Source organism: Vibrio sp. SG41-7 (assembly GCF_014164465.1).
Taxonomy (GTDB): domain Bacteria; phylum Pseudomonadota; class Gammaproteobacteria; order Enterobacterales; family Vibrionaceae; genus Vibrio; species Vibrio splendidus.
In genome coordinates this window covers 1-16428 of record NZ_JACJFF010000108.1, presented here as the reverse complement: position 1 = coordinate 16428, position 16428 = coordinate 1, and the positions used below count along the sequence as shown (strand labels likewise).

The following is a 16428-nucleotide window of genomic DNA, read 5'->3' as shown; positions in this document are numbered from 1 at the left end:
TGTCAAATACTTTGTAAGTACTATTAGGTATAGAATCACATACCTAATCCGTTGCTTAGCTGAATTACAACAGGGGCAACTTTGTCAGCAGTTTCAAGAGTTGCAGTCATGATAGACTCAACAACGGTAGGGCTGTTGTATAAACCGACACCGCCGCCGATACCCATCGCAAATGCCATCAAGCTTTGACGAGCGATGCCACCAACGATGCCTACCAAGATCATTGCACCTGCGATGATTCGACCAAGCGTACCTTGAGTCCAGTCTGTAATGGTGGTCCAGATATCATCAAATTCTGTACCGCCTGTACCAGCGTAGGCTTGATTGGCAAACATAAAACTGATCACCAGAGCCAACGCCACCCAGAACAAAAGGTTGACTTTATTGTTTGATGTGGATGTGACCTTCATTTTGCTAAGTTCTCCTATTTAGTTTCCGAATTAGCTTTGGGTTTTATCGTTTGCAAGGGTTTGAGCATAGGTACATCTTGTTGAGTCCCTTCCCCAATGACCCACTTGCGCGGTTCTATTTCGGTGTAAACATACCCAGTAACAATCAAATCACCGTTGGTATCCTCCCAAGGGGCTACCCATATACGCATGACCTGTGCTGGAGTACGAATAGGCACCGGACGATTCGGGAGGCGCGGTGTGACGTAATTGTCTATCACTGAATCTCCCGTCGATGATGAGTTGGCTATCTCTCCTGAAACTGGCTCTTCTCCAGGCTTTACAGAGCGTGGGATATTGCCATCGTTTGTCGCCGCATAGACATCTCGCGCTGACATACACTGAACACCATCAGGAATACCTGAACAGCTATACTCATCACTGCCGATTGAGGTACAGCCTGATAGTAATAAAGCGCTGCCCAAAATCATCGACACTGTAGATTTTATGGGTTTCCCTATTGGAAAGCCCCCTGTGAAACTGCCCTTTCTGGTCAGCTTTTGTGTTTTTTTCGTCATTATTTTGTCCCCTGCGATTTAAGTTTGAGTTGCTGCCCCTTGGTGATAATTACGTCAATTTGACGACCTGCATCGACCTCTATTACAGGGAACATTCCCTCAGCCATATCAAGATAAAACTGAGCAACCATCTCCATCGCACTTGATGCGCCTTTTGATATACCACTCTGCAAAGTATTTTCATTGAACACTTGTTGGTATACAGGTGTGTCTGTTGGATTAGTGTTGATAACAGGAACTGGGTTTGTATCAAGCGCTTGAGCAAAGCCACTCAAGAAACCAGCCGTCAAAGATTTGGCTATCATTGCGCCTTGTTTAGACACTAAACGGCCACGTACACCTGCTTTACCATCTTCACCTACTGCATATCCGTCCAAGCGAGACTCAATTACACCGCCATCATCACGAACACAGGAAATAACCTCACCTCGTAGGTATGCCCTTTCTGAGCTCAGATCGCCGTAACCGGATACAATCAAGAAACACTCACGAACATCGGCTCTGAATCGGTTAGGTAAAATAGCTTCCTTCTGGAGTCGAATTGTTGCTGGGAAAGGGTCTTTTCTTGCTCCCTTTGCGGTAGGAGCATCCATACCAGTGATCGTTACACCAGTTAGAATTGAACCCGCAGGTAAGTAGATAGAGTTGTCTTGGTCCTCCTGCTCTTCTGCCGCTTTCTCTTCTGCTTCGTTGTACTCTGTGTAGTTAACAATTCGAATACCAGGTTGAGAGGTAGGTTTACCAGATCTATCCGACTCCTTACCCGTTGGCTTACTGTGATCAGCAGGTAGTGGGGCTTTCTTAAAGAACTCATTAGGGTCCTTATAATCAAGCTTTTCGGTAGAGGAGTATCTACCAGCTGGTTGAGCGCCCTGTTCCTCTGTCGAACCAGTTCCAACGCCACCAGCTGTTAGCTTCCCTGAACGTTTTTCAGCGTCTTTCTGAGCTTTTTCTAAATCTCGCGCTAAGTTTCTATTTTCTTGGGAAAGCTCCTTAACATCGCGTTTCAGCTGTTCGAGTTCCTTACCTATATCAACTGATGCACCAGCCTTCGACTTAGTGTTTTCCAGTTCACGTTTTACTTTGTCCAGTTCACGTCGCAGCTGCTCTTGCTCAGCTTTCGTTGTTTTAAGGTTGCCAACCAATGCATCCATACCCGCTTCACGAGTACCCTTGTCAGTTAATACGTGACGGATGGTTTCTTTACGACTTTTATTGCTGGAGTCACTTGTACCTTCATCAGAAAAAAGACTCACAGCCACAAACAGAACGAAAACACCACCTGCAACAGCAACCCAACGTTTTTTGTTTGGATCGAGCTCGTTCCACCAATTCATATTAATCATCGTTTACATTCCTCCGCTCAACAGTGAAGGACGACGAGTAGCCGATTCGGTTTTCTCTCGCTGTTTTACTGCCACGTACACTTCGGTTTTCTGACCTGGCTCAAGAACCTTATGCGGCCATGAAGTCACACCAGCAACACTCCAGTTTCCGCAAGATTGCTCTTTGAACTCAATAGGTTCACTTGTGACGTTTCGAGCAATACCTACAAATACAGTCAAATGATGCCCCATCATCATTTGTCCATTTGCAAAATTGACTGAAATACCAGGCTGCGCACACTGAGGTAATTGAACATTGCTTGGAGTTCGATTCATGGAGTAGCCATTAGGGATTTCACCAAGAGCCAGTTTTCTGAATACTGTTCGAAGTGTTTCGATATATGGCTGACTTTGCTCCCAGCTTTTAGCTTTGTTGTTTGCAAACATGCCAGGTATTAAGCTGTTATTGTCGAGCTTCAAAAACACTTCACGAGGTGGGATTCTTTGAGGAACCATTGTTAAACTCAGCGCACGAGCTTCTGAGCCCTTTTCTGTAATGAACATGGTTACTGGGTATTCTTTGGCCGTAGCCACATAGATAACATTCTCTTTGATGCATATTTCCCCACATTCACCTTTATTTTGCCCCGGCTGTAAGGATGTTGACGTCACTTCCGGCTTACCAAATGGAGTAACGATTCGGTTGGGATGACCGATAGCAATAGGGATGATCTGATTAACCCCAGGCTCCATAACCAGTTGTGAGTTTTCAGTGTAACCACCAGCCAAATTCGAGCTATTGGCCTGAGTAGTTGTAGCTCTTTGTTTGGCTACTGAATCAGGGATTACGGGGGCTGGAACGTTGTTCTTCATAACACTGACAGGAACAACTGGTATTTCATCTGATGCATTCACTGCACTTGAAACACCAAGCGCAATTGAAAGCGCCAAAACAATTGAATTAACCTTCATTACGCTTTCTCCGGCTCTCTTCTTTACGTTCTAATTTGTCTAAAACACTCTTCGTTCGAGGACGACCTTCATAGGTGGTCATATAATCAAGGACTGGCATATAGTTCGACACACGGAGCTCAAACTCGTATGTTCTATCTGTACGTTTCTCTTTTGCGTCAAACGCAGCACCTTTAACAAAAGAATGTCCATAGACAAAAACCTTGTCAGTCGTTTCTTCGTATTCGACAAAACGAGGCTCAAAACGCATAGTAATTCGATCTGCCTGAATCTCTTGCGCCTGAATTTCAAGCGCATCAATGAACTCCTGATAAATAGCTGGAGCTAGAATTGGCTCCATACGCTCTTTGATGAAGCTAACGTTGCCGGGAGTTACGTTACCCATCAGCGTTCCAAGAGCCCATCCCCATGCTTCTTTGTATGACTGAGAGGCATTTTCCTGTGATACCCAAGCTTCTTCATTCAAAGTCCAAGGCTGAACGGTCACAATGGTTTCTTTGCTAAACAACTTCACTGCTAGCAGTAAGACGGTGAAGATCAGCCCGAGGACGAAGATTCGCCCCCATTTATTTTCAGCCTGAGTGCCCTCCCAGGTTTTTAAATACGCCTTTAAATTCAAGGGAAATACCTCCGGATAAATGGGTTTTTCAAAGATTTTGCTTTCGTTGCGATGAATCCTCCCCAATACAGCATGTGAAGCATGTAGCCATCAGGGTGGTTATCACGAAATCGACGATATAAATTGGTCACGGCCAAGCCGATTAAGAAAAAAATCAAGGCTTTGCCCATCATCACTCCGATGACAAGGCCAAGAAGCATAGGAGCCAGCTCATCTGCACTCCAGAGCAGCATGTGCGGCGGTTCGTCTACTCGACGGGGGATTTTGACGGGCTTCATTCCATATCTCTTCCAATTTCCAATGTCGCCAATTCTGGAAGATTTTTTCAACAAACACGCCACGGGCTAACGCCCTTTTTGGGCAACTTGGGCGAAAAGTGGTCTTATAAAGAGAGAAACGGCATAAAGCCGTTTTTAGAGCGGGTAATGTGAGAGGTTAAAACAAGCGAACAAGATCGCCATACTGAATACCAAAAAAGAAACCTACGGCAAAGATTAACTGCCAAAGGATAATTTGCCCTACGCCCCATGAGGCTCCAGAGCGTTCAGAGCTATTTGCTGTATGAGTATGAGAAGACATATAACCTCCAACTGATTGCTATTTAATTTTTCTTTATTCTCACCTGATCTCGTGCTCATTTCACAGCGCTGTATTTGTCCATTTGGGAAGCATTAAGACTTTCACATGTGAAAGTGAGTGGCACAAAAAAGCGGCCAATAAATGGCCGCCTTTGCAATGAAATGTGACTTATCCGTTTTGCGCTTGCTTCTTCTGCTCTTGATATGCTGCTTTCATCGCGCTTTGAGTCTTTTCTACCCACTTCATTCCATCGTTACAGTCCACGTTGTCAGCGGCAGACTGAAAGCTAAGAGGTTTTCCATCTGGGTTCATGTTCCCCATAGCCAGAAGAAATGCATAGAGAGGGTGTGTTTTCGTTACATTCTGAATATTTTCTATAGTTATCGGTTGATCGCACTTCTCTTCTAGTGTCTGAACCATAAACTCCGAAACTTCGGCGCAACTTTCACACATCAGTTCGAAGGTCTCAAAGAAAGTTTCCACTTCCTCCGTATAGGGTTTATCTGTCTTCGCCACTGCTGGACCTGCAAGCATGAATGCAGCAATGATTGTTAGCGCAGTCTTTTTCATATTGAATATCCTTTGGTTAAACTCGTTTTTGTAAATTGCCGAATGCAAGTCCCAACAACACACAACAGAGCATCATCACAGCGGGGATTACAATTGGATTTAGAGCTATGGGAGCAAAAAAGGTAATAAACAGCCCCATGCTTAGGAAGAACGTTCCTCGAATGCTATATCGGTGGACAACAGGGCTCGCATAGTCAAAGTTGGTTCGTTTGATCTTCCAACTAATCAAACCGTCATAAACAGCCGGGATGAACAAGATGAGCAGATACGGTGCCCATGAGGACAAAAGTGCTAACCGCGTGTAGAACTGGTAAATTACATTGGTAAAGGCTTCAATTCGCCCCTCCACCCAAACGAACCATGCTTGGCCCATATTCTCCATTCCTTTCGACTTTCTACGTTCCTCTTCTGTTGGAATTAACGTGTGATACATAGCAGCATAAAAGCCAGAATCAAGCACACTAGTTTTGTACCAGTCCCCAGCTGTATCACTAATCCACTGTCTAGCTTCATAGCCTAAGTTCTGCTCCACCAGCTCTGATTCACGCTGAATTGTTTTATCTGTCCAATCACCAGGTACTAGCAAAAGAATCACCAAGACCTCAATGACTAGCAACCAAGCGACCAGCCACAACGGCTTCTTCATAATTGGTTCTCCTTAATACTGTTTTTACACTTTCGCTAGCGACTAACTGATACAAAGCCTTGCGAAGTTTGCATTCATTCTGATGTTGATGTGGAACAATGAATAATTCACCTTTATGGTCTGCAAGCCAGTGAGAAAAAGGCTCACCTTTCTCCACAGACCACTTGTTACCTAGTGAATCTTCAATCTCAATTTCTAGCGCTTTGGCTGTTTCAGTGATGATGGTTTCCAAGAAAACCCCTAGTCTTACCGGGTCCTCGTACTTACGTTTGTTCGCATGGAACACTACACCGCTATATTTATCTAATGCCTCTTCCAAAATCGGATAAATCACTGGCTCTTTCTCCGATTTGATCCCATCAGTGATGAAACAACATAGTTGCTCAATCACATCATTGGTTGCAGGCCAATCAAAAAACAGCAGTGCCAGTGTGTGTGCATTTTTTCGATCACGCTTTCGGATCACGCTTAGTACTTTCTTGTTCGGATTCACATCAACCACTCTAGTAACCTCATAATTTTTATACTTATTCTCACTCATATTTCGCCATTAAGATGTCAAGATAGGTAGCCGTCCCTTGACTATCTTCCCCCCAGAGATTTTGGCTATGTACTCAAGGTTGGGCAGCATCCCCAGGAGTTGCGTAGAGAACAATTCAGCTTCTTCTTCCATAAGCCGTTCCCCTTGGTTGCCCCCATGCATAATCGGCTGCTCACCGTCCGTATTTTGGCCCTGCGTTCTCATGACGTAGTTCAAACGTGTTTTCGGTAAGTTGTCTGTAATGAACTTTTGTGTTTCAGGATCAATTACACGCAATGAGAATGTGTTGTTAATGTTTCCCAGAACCTGTAGTGCTTTATCTTTACTCCCCATCCGAGCGGCAAAGTCAGCGAATGTTTGTGTTGCAACAAATAGTCGAAGTTTCGCGCCACGACCTTTGTTGAGAAGCTGAATGAATGGGTCATTGATCACCTCTGCGGCTTCGTCCACAAAGATATTGACGGGCTTATTGTTGACACCAAAGTTGTATCTATCACCAGCAACAGCTGTTAAGTCAGATAAGAAAAGAGAGCCGATTGCAGAACCAACCATACTGTCGGTCAAACTATCCAGACCAATGTATGCAACCATGCCATTGTTTATTATTTTGGCTGAGTCACTTATTGGCCTGGTATCATCGACATCGCTTGAATCGGGAGACAGCATCTTTCCTAAATCACCCGAGGTAAGCATGTTCATGATAGGAAGCAGTGAAGCAACCATTTTCCCGAAGTGTGCCGAGTCATGTTGGAACATCGACAATAAGCCTTCCAAATCTGAGTGAGGGAACTCTGGTTGAATAACATCTTGGTAGAACTTCATCATGGCAAAGGCTTGCTTTTCTCTATTGCCATTTTTCACTTTTTCCAAATATGGTGCTGCTTTTGATTCCCAGTCTTCCATAACTCGTGCTGAATAAGCCTGTACGGCTTTGATAACCAGACCTGCGGCACCACCTTCCAAAAATCGTTTCAACAGAACAATGCTAGGACGTTCATAAGTCAGTACAAGACCTTGAGCGATATTGTTCAGTGCTTGCCAACCAAATGATTTGAATGGATCTGCACCTGCCTCCGAAGGTATCAACGCGGCCAAACGGCTCGCAATCTCCGTCACACGGCTAAAGTTACGTAAAGGGTCCAATCGCACGGATTCATCTGGGAACGCAGGGTGAAAGGAAACAAATCGCTCTGGATGGCCAATAGCTTCGCAAGCTCTCCTTGCATTGTCCCTCATTTCTTTATCACCCTTAGGGTCGATAATGATCACTGCTTCATTGCGCAAGATAGCTTGCGTGATCATAATGTCGAACATACGAGTCTTGCCTGAACCTGTTGTACCTACAATAAGCGTGTGGCCTTCTGTATGCTTCAACGGTTGCATCAACTTCTCTTCTTTTGGTTCAACACCGTGAATCCATGTTTGCCCCATTGGATCTTCTTTCTTTTTGCCTTTAAGGACGCGAACCGTCTTCTTGATTAAAGGCTCTTGAGCAGTAAAGGTGTGCCAGTCACGTTTGATGATTTCAAATACACGCTGAGCATGACGCTTTTCCCATACAAAACCATGACCAAGCCACATATCATCTTCTGAGCCAGCCATCATTTTTTCTAGCTCTTTTAAAGAGATAAATTCCAGTTCACGACCAAATAGATGCTTCTGGAGACGATGTAACATCATGGCTTTTGGGATTCGGGACATTGCCATAACACCACAAATACCAGTCATCCAATAAAACGGTTCCGGAGGCATTGACTCTGCCATTTGATTAACCGTCAAGGCCACACCGCTGGCAGCTGCCCACCCTAGCGCTGCACGACCTTCAAAATTTGGCCTCCACGGCATTTCATACCCAAGTGGGTCATAATCCATGCTCATCTATCTTTACTCCACCTCTAACCTTAAATTCCCCTGGCAAATAGTCATTCTTGGGCGTCGTTGCCCACTAGCGAGTAATGCTCTCAGCATAGATTTGCTAAGATTCGTACACTCACCAGTTACTTTCTCCAGAGCCTTATCGCTTGTTACCAAACACCCATCCTCCTTAATGACCGGACCGACTAACCATCGTCCTTTTTGGTTTTTTATCATTTCTTTCAGAAGCCTAATTGCCTCCTCTGCATCAATGTCAGACTGAGGAGGTAAAAAGTCCTCATCACTAATTTCTTTCGCCTTCTGAGGCTTTTTAGGTTCCTCGTCTTCTAGATCTATTTGCCCGACCACTTTTGTCATTGGCAGTTCTAAATCAGAATCGAAATCCAGACTCACTGGCCGCGTTTCTTTTGGTGGTTTATTTACCGTTGTCTTTGGTTTTTGGCGCTTAGGTAAACGTGACACATTTTGCTTTTCCTCATTAGAAGCACTGTTTTCACTCTCATTTTTGTGCTGTTCGGTTTGAGTTTTAGCTGCTGTGCCCTTCTTACCTTGTGCCGTTTGTTGTGCGATTCTTTTATTCTCAGATGAGCGGCCACCTGTTTGCTCTCCGGGCAGTAATGCCGAAATATCCATTGCAGGTTTAGGCTTTTTCGGCGTAGATTGGTTGGTTTGCTGGCTCTTAACCTTCTTTTCTGAGTGTGCCTTTTCAGCTTTCTTGCCAGATTGGCGTTTATCATTTAGCGCACTAACTTCACGAATTGGGTCAAAGTCTTTCTCAGCTTGTTCTATCGCAGCTTTGATAACATCTGAGATATCAGAAGAAAGTAACAACCCTTTAATGCCACTAAAATCATGAACCTTCCGGTTTGGATGAACGGGGTCAGGCACGATAGCGCCAGCGTCAAATAACGTGTTCAAGACTTCGGCTGGAGCCCCAAGCGCTCGGGCACCTTCTGGATAAAGGATCACTGCTTTTTTCTTCATAAAGCAAAGCACTTCACCTAATGTTTTGTGTCCATCCAGCACAGGAATAATGGCTTCTTTTAAAATGCTTTCTGCCGCGCCGTATCCACTTAGAACATTCTCCAAATGACCACGCACATCAACATCACTCGATTTATCCTGCTGGCTAGAAGAATATGTCTCTGCATCTTGGAAATGTTCTGTTGGAACAAACTCTTCACGCTCTTCCATCTCATGGGAGTAGTTATAGGCATCCAAAGGGACAGCATCTATTGGTGCAAACATATCCTCTGGCGGCATTGGTGGGGCATCAAATATTGCGCTCGGTTCAGGGCCAAAAAACTCATTCGGTGACAAGGATGCTGCCGTGTTTTCGGATGCTTTAGGCTGACGCTTCTTGCCCGAGCGAATGTTGTCTATGCCGGGTAAAGATGTGTCCTCTTCGCTTTGTTCTGTTGGAACATTTGACATTTCAGCTTTGTCTTTTTGTGTTGTATCAGGCTCGGTATTGAGCCCAAATGCGTCGAATGGAAAATCGAAAACTCCTAATGCCCCACCAGCATCTTTCAGCCCTTTCAATGGATCGTCTAATGCTAATGGTGCTGCGGTTTGAGCGATTTCTTGTGCTGATGGTTCTTTTGGGGCATCAGCTTTATCGTCATTCTTGCTTGTTTTGGTATCGGTGGAAGTGCCACCTTTCGGTTCCGATGATTGAGAGTCCGTTGAGGGCTGTGCTGCCATAAAATCTGGAATTTCGAATCCATCATCAAGAGAACCAATAGGCTCTGGTGTAGCGGTGAGCGAATCAGAGTTCTCATCTCCATCTTCCGATGTATCGTCATCAAGCTCACTGGCATCAAGTTCCTGTTCGTCCTCATCGCCAATAACTTCACCCGCGATGGCCGCAGGCGGTTCAGTGGTAAAAACCAACTCCGACGATTCAAGACGCAGCATCTGCATTTTGATTTTCCCTGTGACCTCTTCCCCTTCTTGAGGTAATTCAGGGATCACTTCCCAATAACGATAGAAAACATCTTTGCCATGCTCTGGTAATACGTTTTTCAGAGCAAAACCACGCTCAATTAAAATATCAGCCAAGGTATCTGGATCACGAGGAATGCCAGGAATTTTATCTTCCGTTAACAAGTCATAAATATCACTGGCTCCCTGCTTCCATGTAATGAACACACCCTGATGTAAATGCCACACCTTCGCGCCAGGCTCATTGACTTTCCATTTGCCCGTTTTAACCAATCGACGTAAAGCATCAAATACATAACGCTCAACAGGAACACCGTAAGCAAACTCATCGACATCTAGGCGATTCTGTTTGAGGTCACGAGAAACACTTTCACCATCAGCTTTAAGCATTAACTTTGTTACCGGATCATTGATTCTAAGACCTGATATTGCCTGTAGCATGGATTCAACAATGTCTTTGCCGGGATCAGCTAGAAACTCCAAAGCCTCTGGAGTCAAAATTCGTTCGACGGTCAGCAGCGAAAATTGCTCGTGCCGTTTGTGTTCTCTATCTCTCCAACGAAGAAAGTAACGACTCACATTATGGCGCTTAGCCCAGTCAACCAGAGTTTCTGAATATGGGTTCCACGTTTTACTACCATCGCTGTTTGTGATCACAACATCAGACAATGGCTTACCAACGTCATGCAATAACCCTGAAAAACAACAAGCCAAACGCCATCGCGGCTCATTGTTTCTTCGTTCACGAGGGGAGCCTGAAATTGAGAAAATAACTGACTCAGATGCCTGTGTTGCCCAAAAGGCAACCTCCAGCCCATGACGAAACAATCCACCAGCTCCCCGATGATGATGAGCTTCGGATGCTGGTAATAAATGAACAAACGCCGCGTAACGGCCAATTACAGGCATGACTAAACGGTCGTACTCTTCTTGAGTAAAACCTAAAGTGCTCCTGATTTTTTGAATAAGTTCGTTCTGTGTCTGCAACACTTTATCGACTGGGGCCATTGGTAGCCCTTTGGCAAACGGCGGGTATCGAGGTATCTCTTCGTCAGCTAAATCCCTAATCTGGGAAGCCACTACCTCTACTTTTTTCTCACCGCGCCCACCAAATAATTTTTTAAAGGCACTACTTATCATCTGGTTCTTATTTACCTGCGCTTTTTCCGTGCGTATATGCTCGCAGACCCTTTTGTCTTCTCATATCTCCCCTCCTGTCCATTTTGGGCAGTTTGAGGCGTCAGAGATGATTGAGTGACCAGATAAAATACACAGCATCATTATTTGGTATCAGGAGAGTTGTATGGAAAGAACATTGCCCGATGCTGCCTATTTGGCACTTGATGCTTTAAAGCGCCAAGCACAGGCAGTAACCGCTAACAACATGCAGGGAGACAAAGAGGCTTTGCATCAGGCTCAGTCTGACATGTCTCTTGTTAATAACTGGACAACAGTCATTACTCGCAAGCTTTTAAGCAACAGTGATGGCAGGACAATCGACACCATTGATGCACAATGGTTGGAGCAACAATTCAATGGGTAAGCAGATGATTAAAAATCAATTAGTAGTACTTGTAGGGTTAGCTATTTTGGCTGGGTGTTCCTCAACCAAAGATATCCCACCAACAAACGCAGAATTGCACCAACGCTACGGCATTCCTCAGCAACCGACAGATCAATGGATTCAAGAGAACCTTCCTATCTACGAAGCGAAGGCTGACAAACTGCTTGCGTCTGATGATGATGTCGATGCCTATAACTTCCTTTTGAATATTGCTGAAAATCGTGGCAGTGCTGATATCGAAGCACATAAGAAGCAAGATCGTGTAGATCGTGGTCTCAATGTTTCTTATGAAGATTTAGGACTGGGTGGAGCAGCATTTCGCAAACCCGATTACATCCATGTATTAGGTCCAAGTAGTCTCGGCGCGAATAATGAAAGCGCATTGATAAAACAGCAGAAGGATAAAAATGGTTCCAACATGGAAGATGCCATTTCCGCATACAAAAAACTTTCTTCTGGTGTGAAAGGCAAAGGGTACTCCTTATACGAACTATCACGCTGGGAGCGTTTCTGTGATAGCGGTAATGGCATGGATGAACGCGATTGGCAGTTCATCGAGAAAGAAAAAGGCGAAACAGGCAGTATCCCAAGCGATCTGGTTGGTCAGTGCAATCCGCCACAACACACTTACCAAGATTATCTCACCGCTTGGACGAAATTTTGCACATCACAAAAAATGACGAATGAACAGCGCAAGATCGTTCGCAGTTCTACTCGCCCATTTACAGTGGTAAACCCATGCAAAGCCATAAAGTAACCACCAGCTCATCACATACTCAGTTGACGGAAGAAGAGCTTCTCGTTCTTCAAGCTAAGGCTGAGCTCTTTGATGAGCTGAACATCATGCTGGTTGAGGCCGGACAACGTGGCACTCCGGAAGAAGCAGCAGTCGTTATCTCTGCCAACCTAGCTTTTATTGCTGGCACAGAGAAATCCCCCTTAATAGCCGATGCCTCCGAAAACTGGAAACAGCTGACCAACCTTTCTACGCAGCAAAACGGTATTCAAGACATCGCGCTCAAACCAAAGGAGTGCGCTTAAATGGATCTGTACATTTGTGAGAAGCCATCCCAAGCAAAAGACCTCGCAGCTGTGATGGGAGTAACTCAGCACGGCGACGGTTTTATTCATGATGGAAGTGGCCGGGCAATAACCTGGGCTCTTGGTCATCTATTAGAACTCTATATGCCCGATGACTATGACGAGAAATATAAAGCATGGTCCCTTGAAACACTGCCTATTTCTCCTGAATCATGGCGTAGCAAGGTGAGGCGTAGCTCTTCCAAGCAATATAAAGTGATCGAGCAGCTGGTGAAAAAAGCCAGCACAGTTTATATCTCGACTGACTATGACAGAGAAGGCGAAGCGATCGCTCGTTCCCTACTCGATAGATTCCGATACCAAGGCCCCGTAAAACGAGTTTGTTTAACTGCTCTTGATGAAAGCAGTATCAGAAAAGCACTTCGAAACATCAAAGATGGCAAGGAGACGATACCCCTTTATTACGCATCCCTATCTCGCCAGCGAGCTGACTGGGTAGTGGGTATGAACATGTCTCGCTGTTATACAGTACTTGCAAGAGAGGTTGGCTTCGGGCAAACGCTCCATATAGGACGAGTAATCACCCCCACGGTCGCCCTTGTGTGCCAGCGAGACAGTGAAATAGCCAACTTCAAACCATCACCGTTCTGGACGATGGACGTCGGTGTATCTGTTCAAAACGGTCAATTCCTTGCTCACTGGGTGCCGCCAGAAGAGTGCTCTGACGATCAAGGTCGATGTACAAACAAAGCCTATGCAGAGCAAGTAGCCGCTCAAGTAAAAGGAGCGCAAGCACTTATAAGTAAGGCTGAAACAAAAGCTGGCAAGGAGTCAGCTCCTCTTCCATTTGATTTGACTAGTTTACAGCAATACGCGGCCAAACGTTGGGGGTACAGTGCGCAAGAAACACTTGATGCAGCACAAGCTTTGTACGAAAAACACAAAGCAACCACCTACCCCCGTACAGATTGCAGATACCTGCCAGAATCACAGAAAGAGGATATCCCCGATATTCTGCAAGCTCTGATTCTTTCGGATCAGCGTGTTTCAGGTCTCGTGGCTGGAGCAGACCAATCGAGGTCATCAAGAGCGTTCAATGACAAAAAAATCACCGCTCACCATGCCATCATTCCAACTCCGGCCAAAACCAACATAAGTGCCATGAACGAAAAAGAGTTCAATCTGTACGATGCAATTCGTCGTTTCTTCATCGCCCAGTTCTACAGTCCTTTTGAATTCAACAAAACTACAATTGATGTTCAATGCGGCAATCATTCGTTCACGGCCAACGGCAAAACACCTTTACGTCAAGGTTGGAAAGTACTATTCAACAACGATGCAGAATCATCCCCTCAAGATGAAGGCGATGATCTTGATGGACCAAAAGAGCAAGAGAAATTACCGAAAGTTAGCCAGGGTGAACCAGCGTTGATCAATGATTCGGTAATCACTGACAAAATGACTCGGCCATCACCTCATTTCACCGAAGCCACACTACTAAGCGCGATGGAAAACATTGCTCGCTTTGTCACAGAAGAAAAGTTCAAGAAAATCCTAAAAGACACCGCTGGCCTCGGCACCCCAGCTACCCGTGCAGGCATTATTCAGGGTGCGGTAGATAAAGGGTACTTGCAGAGAAAGAAAAAACTCCTTATCGCCACGGATAAAGCTCACGCACTTATTGCTGTCGTACCAGCAGCGATTAAAAGCCCAGGTATGACGGCGGCTTGGGAACAGGAACTGGAGAAGATAGCGACAGGGAACGGAAACATGTCCGTCTTTATGCAGCAAATATCATGTTGGATTGTTCAAATGATCCAACAACTCAAACAGAATTCTCCAACCCTAACTCAACCAGAAGGCATCTTAGCTAAGGCTTTCAAGAATGCGGAAGGTCCTACTCATGATTGTTTCAATTGTGGTGGTAAGTTGAAGCGACTGAAAGGGAAAAATGGCTTTTTTTGGGGTTGTCAGAACGAGACATGTAAAAAGACTTTTCCTGACAATCGTGGGAAACCAGAAAAGCGTATTGCTACTGAGGGTTGTCCTAATTGTCCTGACTGCGGCAAGCCAATGCGCCTACGTAAAGGCAAGGCTCCAGGTAAAAAGCGAGCTAGCTCTTTTTGGGGTTGCACTGGGTATCCTGATTGTAAATCGACGATGCCATACTCTCGGAAGAAAAAATCTCTGGAAGAGTTATTTGACTAAACTTCTCGGGGCTTCGGCCCCAGTATATAACTGATAATCAAATAGGCTCACTGACACTAGAACATCCATTAAACAGAGTGATATTTAGCATTTTAAATTTTTAAGGGTCCATTATGTATCATAACCGAGAACATGCCAAAGCTGCTTTCAAACACCACACCCTGTATCTTAATCTAGGCTGGATGGATAATGATAGGCAAAGAGTGATTAATAGCCTTTATTTATATAGCTTAGCTAAATTCAAACAGGAAAAGTGTAGAGGAATAACCACTCCAACGACAGATTTCATGAATAGCGTAGATAGATACAAAAAACCAAGAATCGACAACAATTTCCCTGTGAACGCATTATCAAATAAGAGTTCTTTAGGGGTTGCTGTAGCACTGCCATTGTACAAACAATGTAAAGTAAAACGAGTTGAAAAGTTATTTTTAGGAATATTAAATAAATCAACAAGGTGTTACCTAGAGCTATATGAATTCGAAATTAAGAAGCTCCTGAAGGCTGAATGTAAAAAATTACACTCGTTAGGCTATGATAATTTTGAAGTTCGAAGCCTAATATATAACACGCATTTTTTACCCAAAAGAGTAGTTAATTCAATTGTTAGACATAGTGGAAAAACGAAATACAGCGTTAACGTCCCTAAATTTATACTATATAGGAATTTTATAGACTCTCCCTCCATTAGTTATGTCTTAGAAAATAATGCTGTAAGTGATTTCTTCTATAATAGTTCCATTTTAAGTAGAGGAATGCCGACTATAAAAAAGAAAACAACACTTTCTAATCAGCTCGATATATCTCGCCTTCAAGGTTCAAAAATAAAAACAGCAGTAGAAATAAACTTGTCGCTTTCTTGCCAAAGGCCAAAAGTTGGCAATCAAACACCTGGGGCCGAAATAGTTATAGTGTAATCTAAATGTACCGGGGTACTGTATTGGTTAGGGTTTAAGGGGACGCTGAGAGGCGGTATCTTAGTTAACTGGTTTCTATGAAATTAAGAGGGTATGTTTATGGCGGAACAACTAAAAACCACTGATGAGAAAACCGAAACAGTCGAAATTAAAAAAGTGGTTAAAAGTAGAGATTGGGTAGAACTGAATTTGAAACTGAATGCTGGATTGAAGGTGGTTTGTTTACTCGGCCTTATTCTGGCTGTATACGCAGGTGGTACCACGTATGCAAATTACGCTCATTCCGGTCCATCGTGTGATAGTGCAAGTTTCGATTACTGGATAAACTCAAAGACTAAAGGCAAAGTAGTTAGTGTCCATAAGAAACGTCTGCAAGCTGAGAATGGTACAACTTCTTGTTTTGGTTCGTTTAAGAAAGCCGATGGCAGTTATGAAGACTGGGCTGGTAGCATTACCGAATTATCTGATGGTTCTATAATCGGTAATGCAAGATTACTTTAATCAAAAGTAGGATTAATTACACTGGTTCCTGCCTGGTCGCGGTAGGAATGGCAGTCACCTGCCACCCCCCGCACAGATCCGGACGTGCGCTACTAACGCATCCGGCTCCTACCTCGAGTCATACCGTCAAATCGCTTATCAGGGTATGGATGCATTATT

Annotated in this window: 18 protein-coding genes; 6 read left to right on the top strand and 12 right to left on the bottom strand. The window is 44.4% G+C overall.

All coding sequences use genetic code 11. From position 1 onward, the window contains the following. Window positions 1-35: 35 nt before the first annotated feature. From traA to mobH, 12 genes are all read right to left on the bottom strand, one after another. Window positions 36-410 (bottom strand): TrbC/VirB2 family protein, encoded by a 375-nt coding sequence (gene traA / locus H5300_RS20800; RefSeq protein WP_182796764.1) that lies wholly within the window; start codon window positions 408-410, stop codon window positions 36-38. Window positions 411-424: 14 nt separating this feature from the next. Continuing rightward, window positions 425-967 carry a type IV conjugative transfer system lipoprotein TraV gene (gene traV / locus H5300_RS20795; protein WP_182796763.1) on the bottom strand — a complete coding sequence of 181 codons (543 nt, stop codon included), beginning with the start codon at window positions 965-967 and terminating at the stop codon, window positions 425-427. Next, the gene (locus H5300_RS20790) at window positions 967-2313 is read right to left on the bottom strand and encodes a TraB/VirB10 family protein (protein ID WP_182796762.1); all 1347 of its coding nucleotides are present in this window, start codon (window positions 2311-2313) and stop codon (window positions 967-969) included. Before H5300_RS20790 ends, traV begins: the two co-directional genes overlap by 1 nt. Window positions 2314-2316: 3 nt before the next feature. After that, window positions 2317-3264, bottom strand: coding sequence for a type-F conjugative transfer system secretin TraK (locus H5300_RS20785; RefSeq protein WP_104975123.1), 948 nt, complete (start codon window positions 3262-3264; stop codon window positions 2317-2319). Then, complete coding sequence (locus H5300_RS20780) at window positions 3254-3883, bottom strand: TraE/TraK family type IV conjugative transfer system protein (RefSeq protein WP_053309173.1); 630 nt, start codon at window positions 3881-3883, stop codon at window positions 3254-3256. The genes H5300_RS20785 and H5300_RS20780 overlap by 11 nt, the downstream gene beginning before the upstream one ends. Next, a complete protein-coding gene (traL, locus tag H5300_RS20775; RefSeq protein WP_053309172.1) occupies window positions 3880-4161 on the bottom strand; it encodes a type IV conjugative transfer system protein TraL in 282 nt (93 codons plus the stop codon). The genes H5300_RS20780 and traL overlap by 4 nt, the downstream gene beginning before the upstream one ends. Before the next feature lie 157 nt (window positions 4162-4318). Continuing rightward, window positions 4319-4462, bottom strand: coding sequence for a hypothetical protein (locus tag H5300_RS20770; RefSeq protein ID WP_153274586.1), 144 nt, complete (start codon window positions 4460-4462; stop codon window positions 4319-4321). Between the two features lie 168 nt (window positions 4463-4630). Further along, window positions 4631-5032, bottom strand: coding sequence for a hypothetical protein (locus H5300_RS20765; protein WP_014386708.1), 402 nt, complete (start codon window positions 5030-5032; stop codon window positions 4631-4633). A gap of 16 nt (window positions 5033-5048) precedes the next feature. Further along, on the bottom strand, window positions 5049-5678 hold the full coding sequence (locus H5300_RS20760) for a DUF4400 domain-containing protein (RefSeq protein ID WP_182796761.1): 630 nt from the start codon (window positions 5676-5678) through the stop codon (window positions 5049-5051). After that, window positions 5635-6219 (bottom strand): hypothetical protein, encoded by a 585-nt coding sequence (locus H5300_RS20755; protein WP_182796760.1) that lies wholly within the window; start codon window positions 6217-6219, stop codon window positions 5635-5637. Before H5300_RS20755 ends, H5300_RS20760 begins: the two co-directional genes overlap by 44 nt. A 9-nt stretch (window positions 6220-6228) precedes the next feature. Further along, a complete protein-coding gene (gene traD / locus H5300_RS20750) occupies window positions 6229-8097 on the bottom strand; it encodes a conjugative transfer system coupling protein TraD (protein WP_182796759.1) in 1869 nt (622 codons plus the stop codon). Window positions 8098-8103: 6 nt separating this feature from the next. Beyond that, complete coding sequence (gene mobH, locus H5300_RS20745; protein ID WP_182796758.1) at window positions 8104-11178, bottom strand: MobH family relaxase; 3075 nt, start codon at window positions 11176-11178, stop codon at window positions 8104-8106. A gap of 163 nt (window positions 11179-11341) precedes the next feature. On the opposite strand from mobH, the gene H5300_RS20740 reads away from it, so the two are divergent. The 6 genes from H5300_RS20740 to H5300_RS20715 all read left to right on the top strand — a co-directional run bounded on the left by H5300_RS20740 (window position 11342) and on the right by H5300_RS20715 (window position 16269). After that, window positions 11342-11581 carry a hypothetical protein gene (locus tag H5300_RS20740; protein ID WP_074189596.1) on the top strand — a complete coding sequence of 80 codons (240 nt, stop codon included), beginning with the start codon at window positions 11342-11344 and terminating at the stop codon, window positions 11579-11581. Continuing rightward, window positions 11523-12359, top strand: coding sequence for a hypothetical protein (locus H5300_RS20735; RefSeq protein ID WP_182796757.1), 837 nt, complete (start codon window positions 11523-11525; stop codon window positions 12357-12359). Before H5300_RS20740 ends, H5300_RS20735 begins: the two co-directional genes overlap by 59 nt. Beyond that, window positions 12341-12643 carry a hypothetical protein gene (locus tag H5300_RS20730; protein WP_052481500.1) on the top strand — a complete coding sequence of 101 codons (303 nt, stop codon included), beginning with the start codon at window positions 12341-12343 and terminating at the stop codon, window positions 12641-12643. The genes H5300_RS20735 and H5300_RS20730 overlap by 19 nt, the downstream gene beginning before the upstream one ends. Next, window positions 12644-14851 (top strand): DNA topoisomerase 3, encoded by a 2208-nt coding sequence (locus H5300_RS20725; RefSeq protein ID WP_182796756.1) that lies wholly within the window; start codon window positions 12644-12646, stop codon window positions 14849-14851. Between the two features lie 113 nt (window positions 14852-14964). Further along, window positions 14965-15768 carry a hypothetical protein gene (locus H5300_RS20720; RefSeq protein WP_182796755.1) on the top strand — a complete coding sequence of 268 codons (804 nt, stop codon included), beginning with the start codon at window positions 14965-14967 and terminating at the stop codon, window positions 15766-15768. Window positions 15769-15867: 99 nt separating this feature from the next. Beyond that, window positions 15868-16269 carry a hypothetical protein gene (locus tag H5300_RS20715; protein WP_182796754.1) on the top strand — a complete coding sequence of 134 codons (402 nt, stop codon included), beginning with the start codon at window positions 15868-15870 and terminating at the stop codon, window positions 16267-16269. Window positions 16270-16428 lie beyond the last annotated feature (159 nt).

Bases quoted from the DNA above. Each gene is read 5' to 3' on its own strand.
- traL (WP_053309172.1), bottom strand. From the start codon at position 4,161: ATGAAGCCCGTCAAAATCCCCCGTCGAGTAGACGAACCGCCGCACATG.
- H5300_RS20770 (WP_153274586.1), bottom strand. From the start codon at position 4,462: ATGTCTTCTCATACTCATACAGCAAATAGCTCTGAACGCTCTGGAGCC.
- traA (WP_182796764.1), bottom strand. From the start codon at position 410: ATGAAGGTCACATCCACATCAAACAATAAAGTCAACCTTTTGTTCTGG.
- mobH (WP_182796758.1), bottom strand. From the start codon at position 11,178: ATGATAAGTAGTGCCTTTAAAAAATTATTTGGTGGGCGCGGTGAGAAA.
- H5300_RS20755 (WP_182796760.1), bottom strand. From the start codon at position 6,219: ATGAGTGAGAATAAGTATAAAAATTATGAGGTTACTAGAGTGGTTGAT.
- H5300_RS20760 (WP_182796761.1), bottom strand. From the start codon at position 5,678: ATGAAGAAGCCGTTGTGGCTGGTCGCTTGGTTGCTAGTCATTGAGGTC.
- H5300_RS20765 (WP_014386708.1), bottom strand. From the start codon at position 5,032: ATGAAAAAGACTGCGCTAACAATCATTGCTGCATTCATGCTTGCAGGT.
- H5300_RS20725 (WP_182796756.1), top strand. From the start codon at position 12,644: ATGGATCTGTACATTTGTGAGAAGCCATCCCAAGCAAAAGACCTCGCA.
- H5300_RS20715 (WP_182796754.1), top strand. From the start codon at position 15,868: ATGGCGGAACAACTAAAAACCACTGATGAGAAAACCGAAACAGTCGAA.
- traD (WP_182796759.1), bottom strand. From the start codon at position 8,097: ATGAGCATGGATTATGACCCACTTGGGTATGAAATGCCGTGGAGGCCA.
- traV (WP_182796763.1), bottom strand. From the start codon at position 967: ATGACGAAAAAAACACAAAAGCTGACCAGAAAGGGCAGTTTCACAGGG.
- H5300_RS20790 (WP_182796762.1), bottom strand. From the start codon at position 2,313: ATGATTAATATGAATTGGTGGAACGAGCTCGATCCAAACAAAAAACGT.
- H5300_RS20740 (WP_074189596.1), top strand. From the start codon at position 11,342: ATGGAAAGAACATTGCCCGATGCTGCCTATTTGGCACTTGATGCTTTA.
- H5300_RS20730 (WP_052481500.1), top strand. From the start codon at position 12,341: ATGCAAAGCCATAAAGTAACCACCAGCTCATCACATACTCAGTTGACG.
- H5300_RS20720 (WP_182796755.1), top strand. From the start codon at position 14,965: ATGTATCATAACCGAGAACATGCCAAAGCTGCTTTCAAACACCACACC.
- H5300_RS20785 (WP_104975123.1), bottom strand. From the start codon at position 3,264: ATGAAGGTTAATTCAATTGTTTTGGCGCTTTCAATTGCGCTTGGTGTT.
- H5300_RS20735 (WP_182796757.1), top strand. From the start codon at position 11,523: ATGGCAGGACAATCGACACCATTGATGCACAATGGTTGGAGCAACAAT.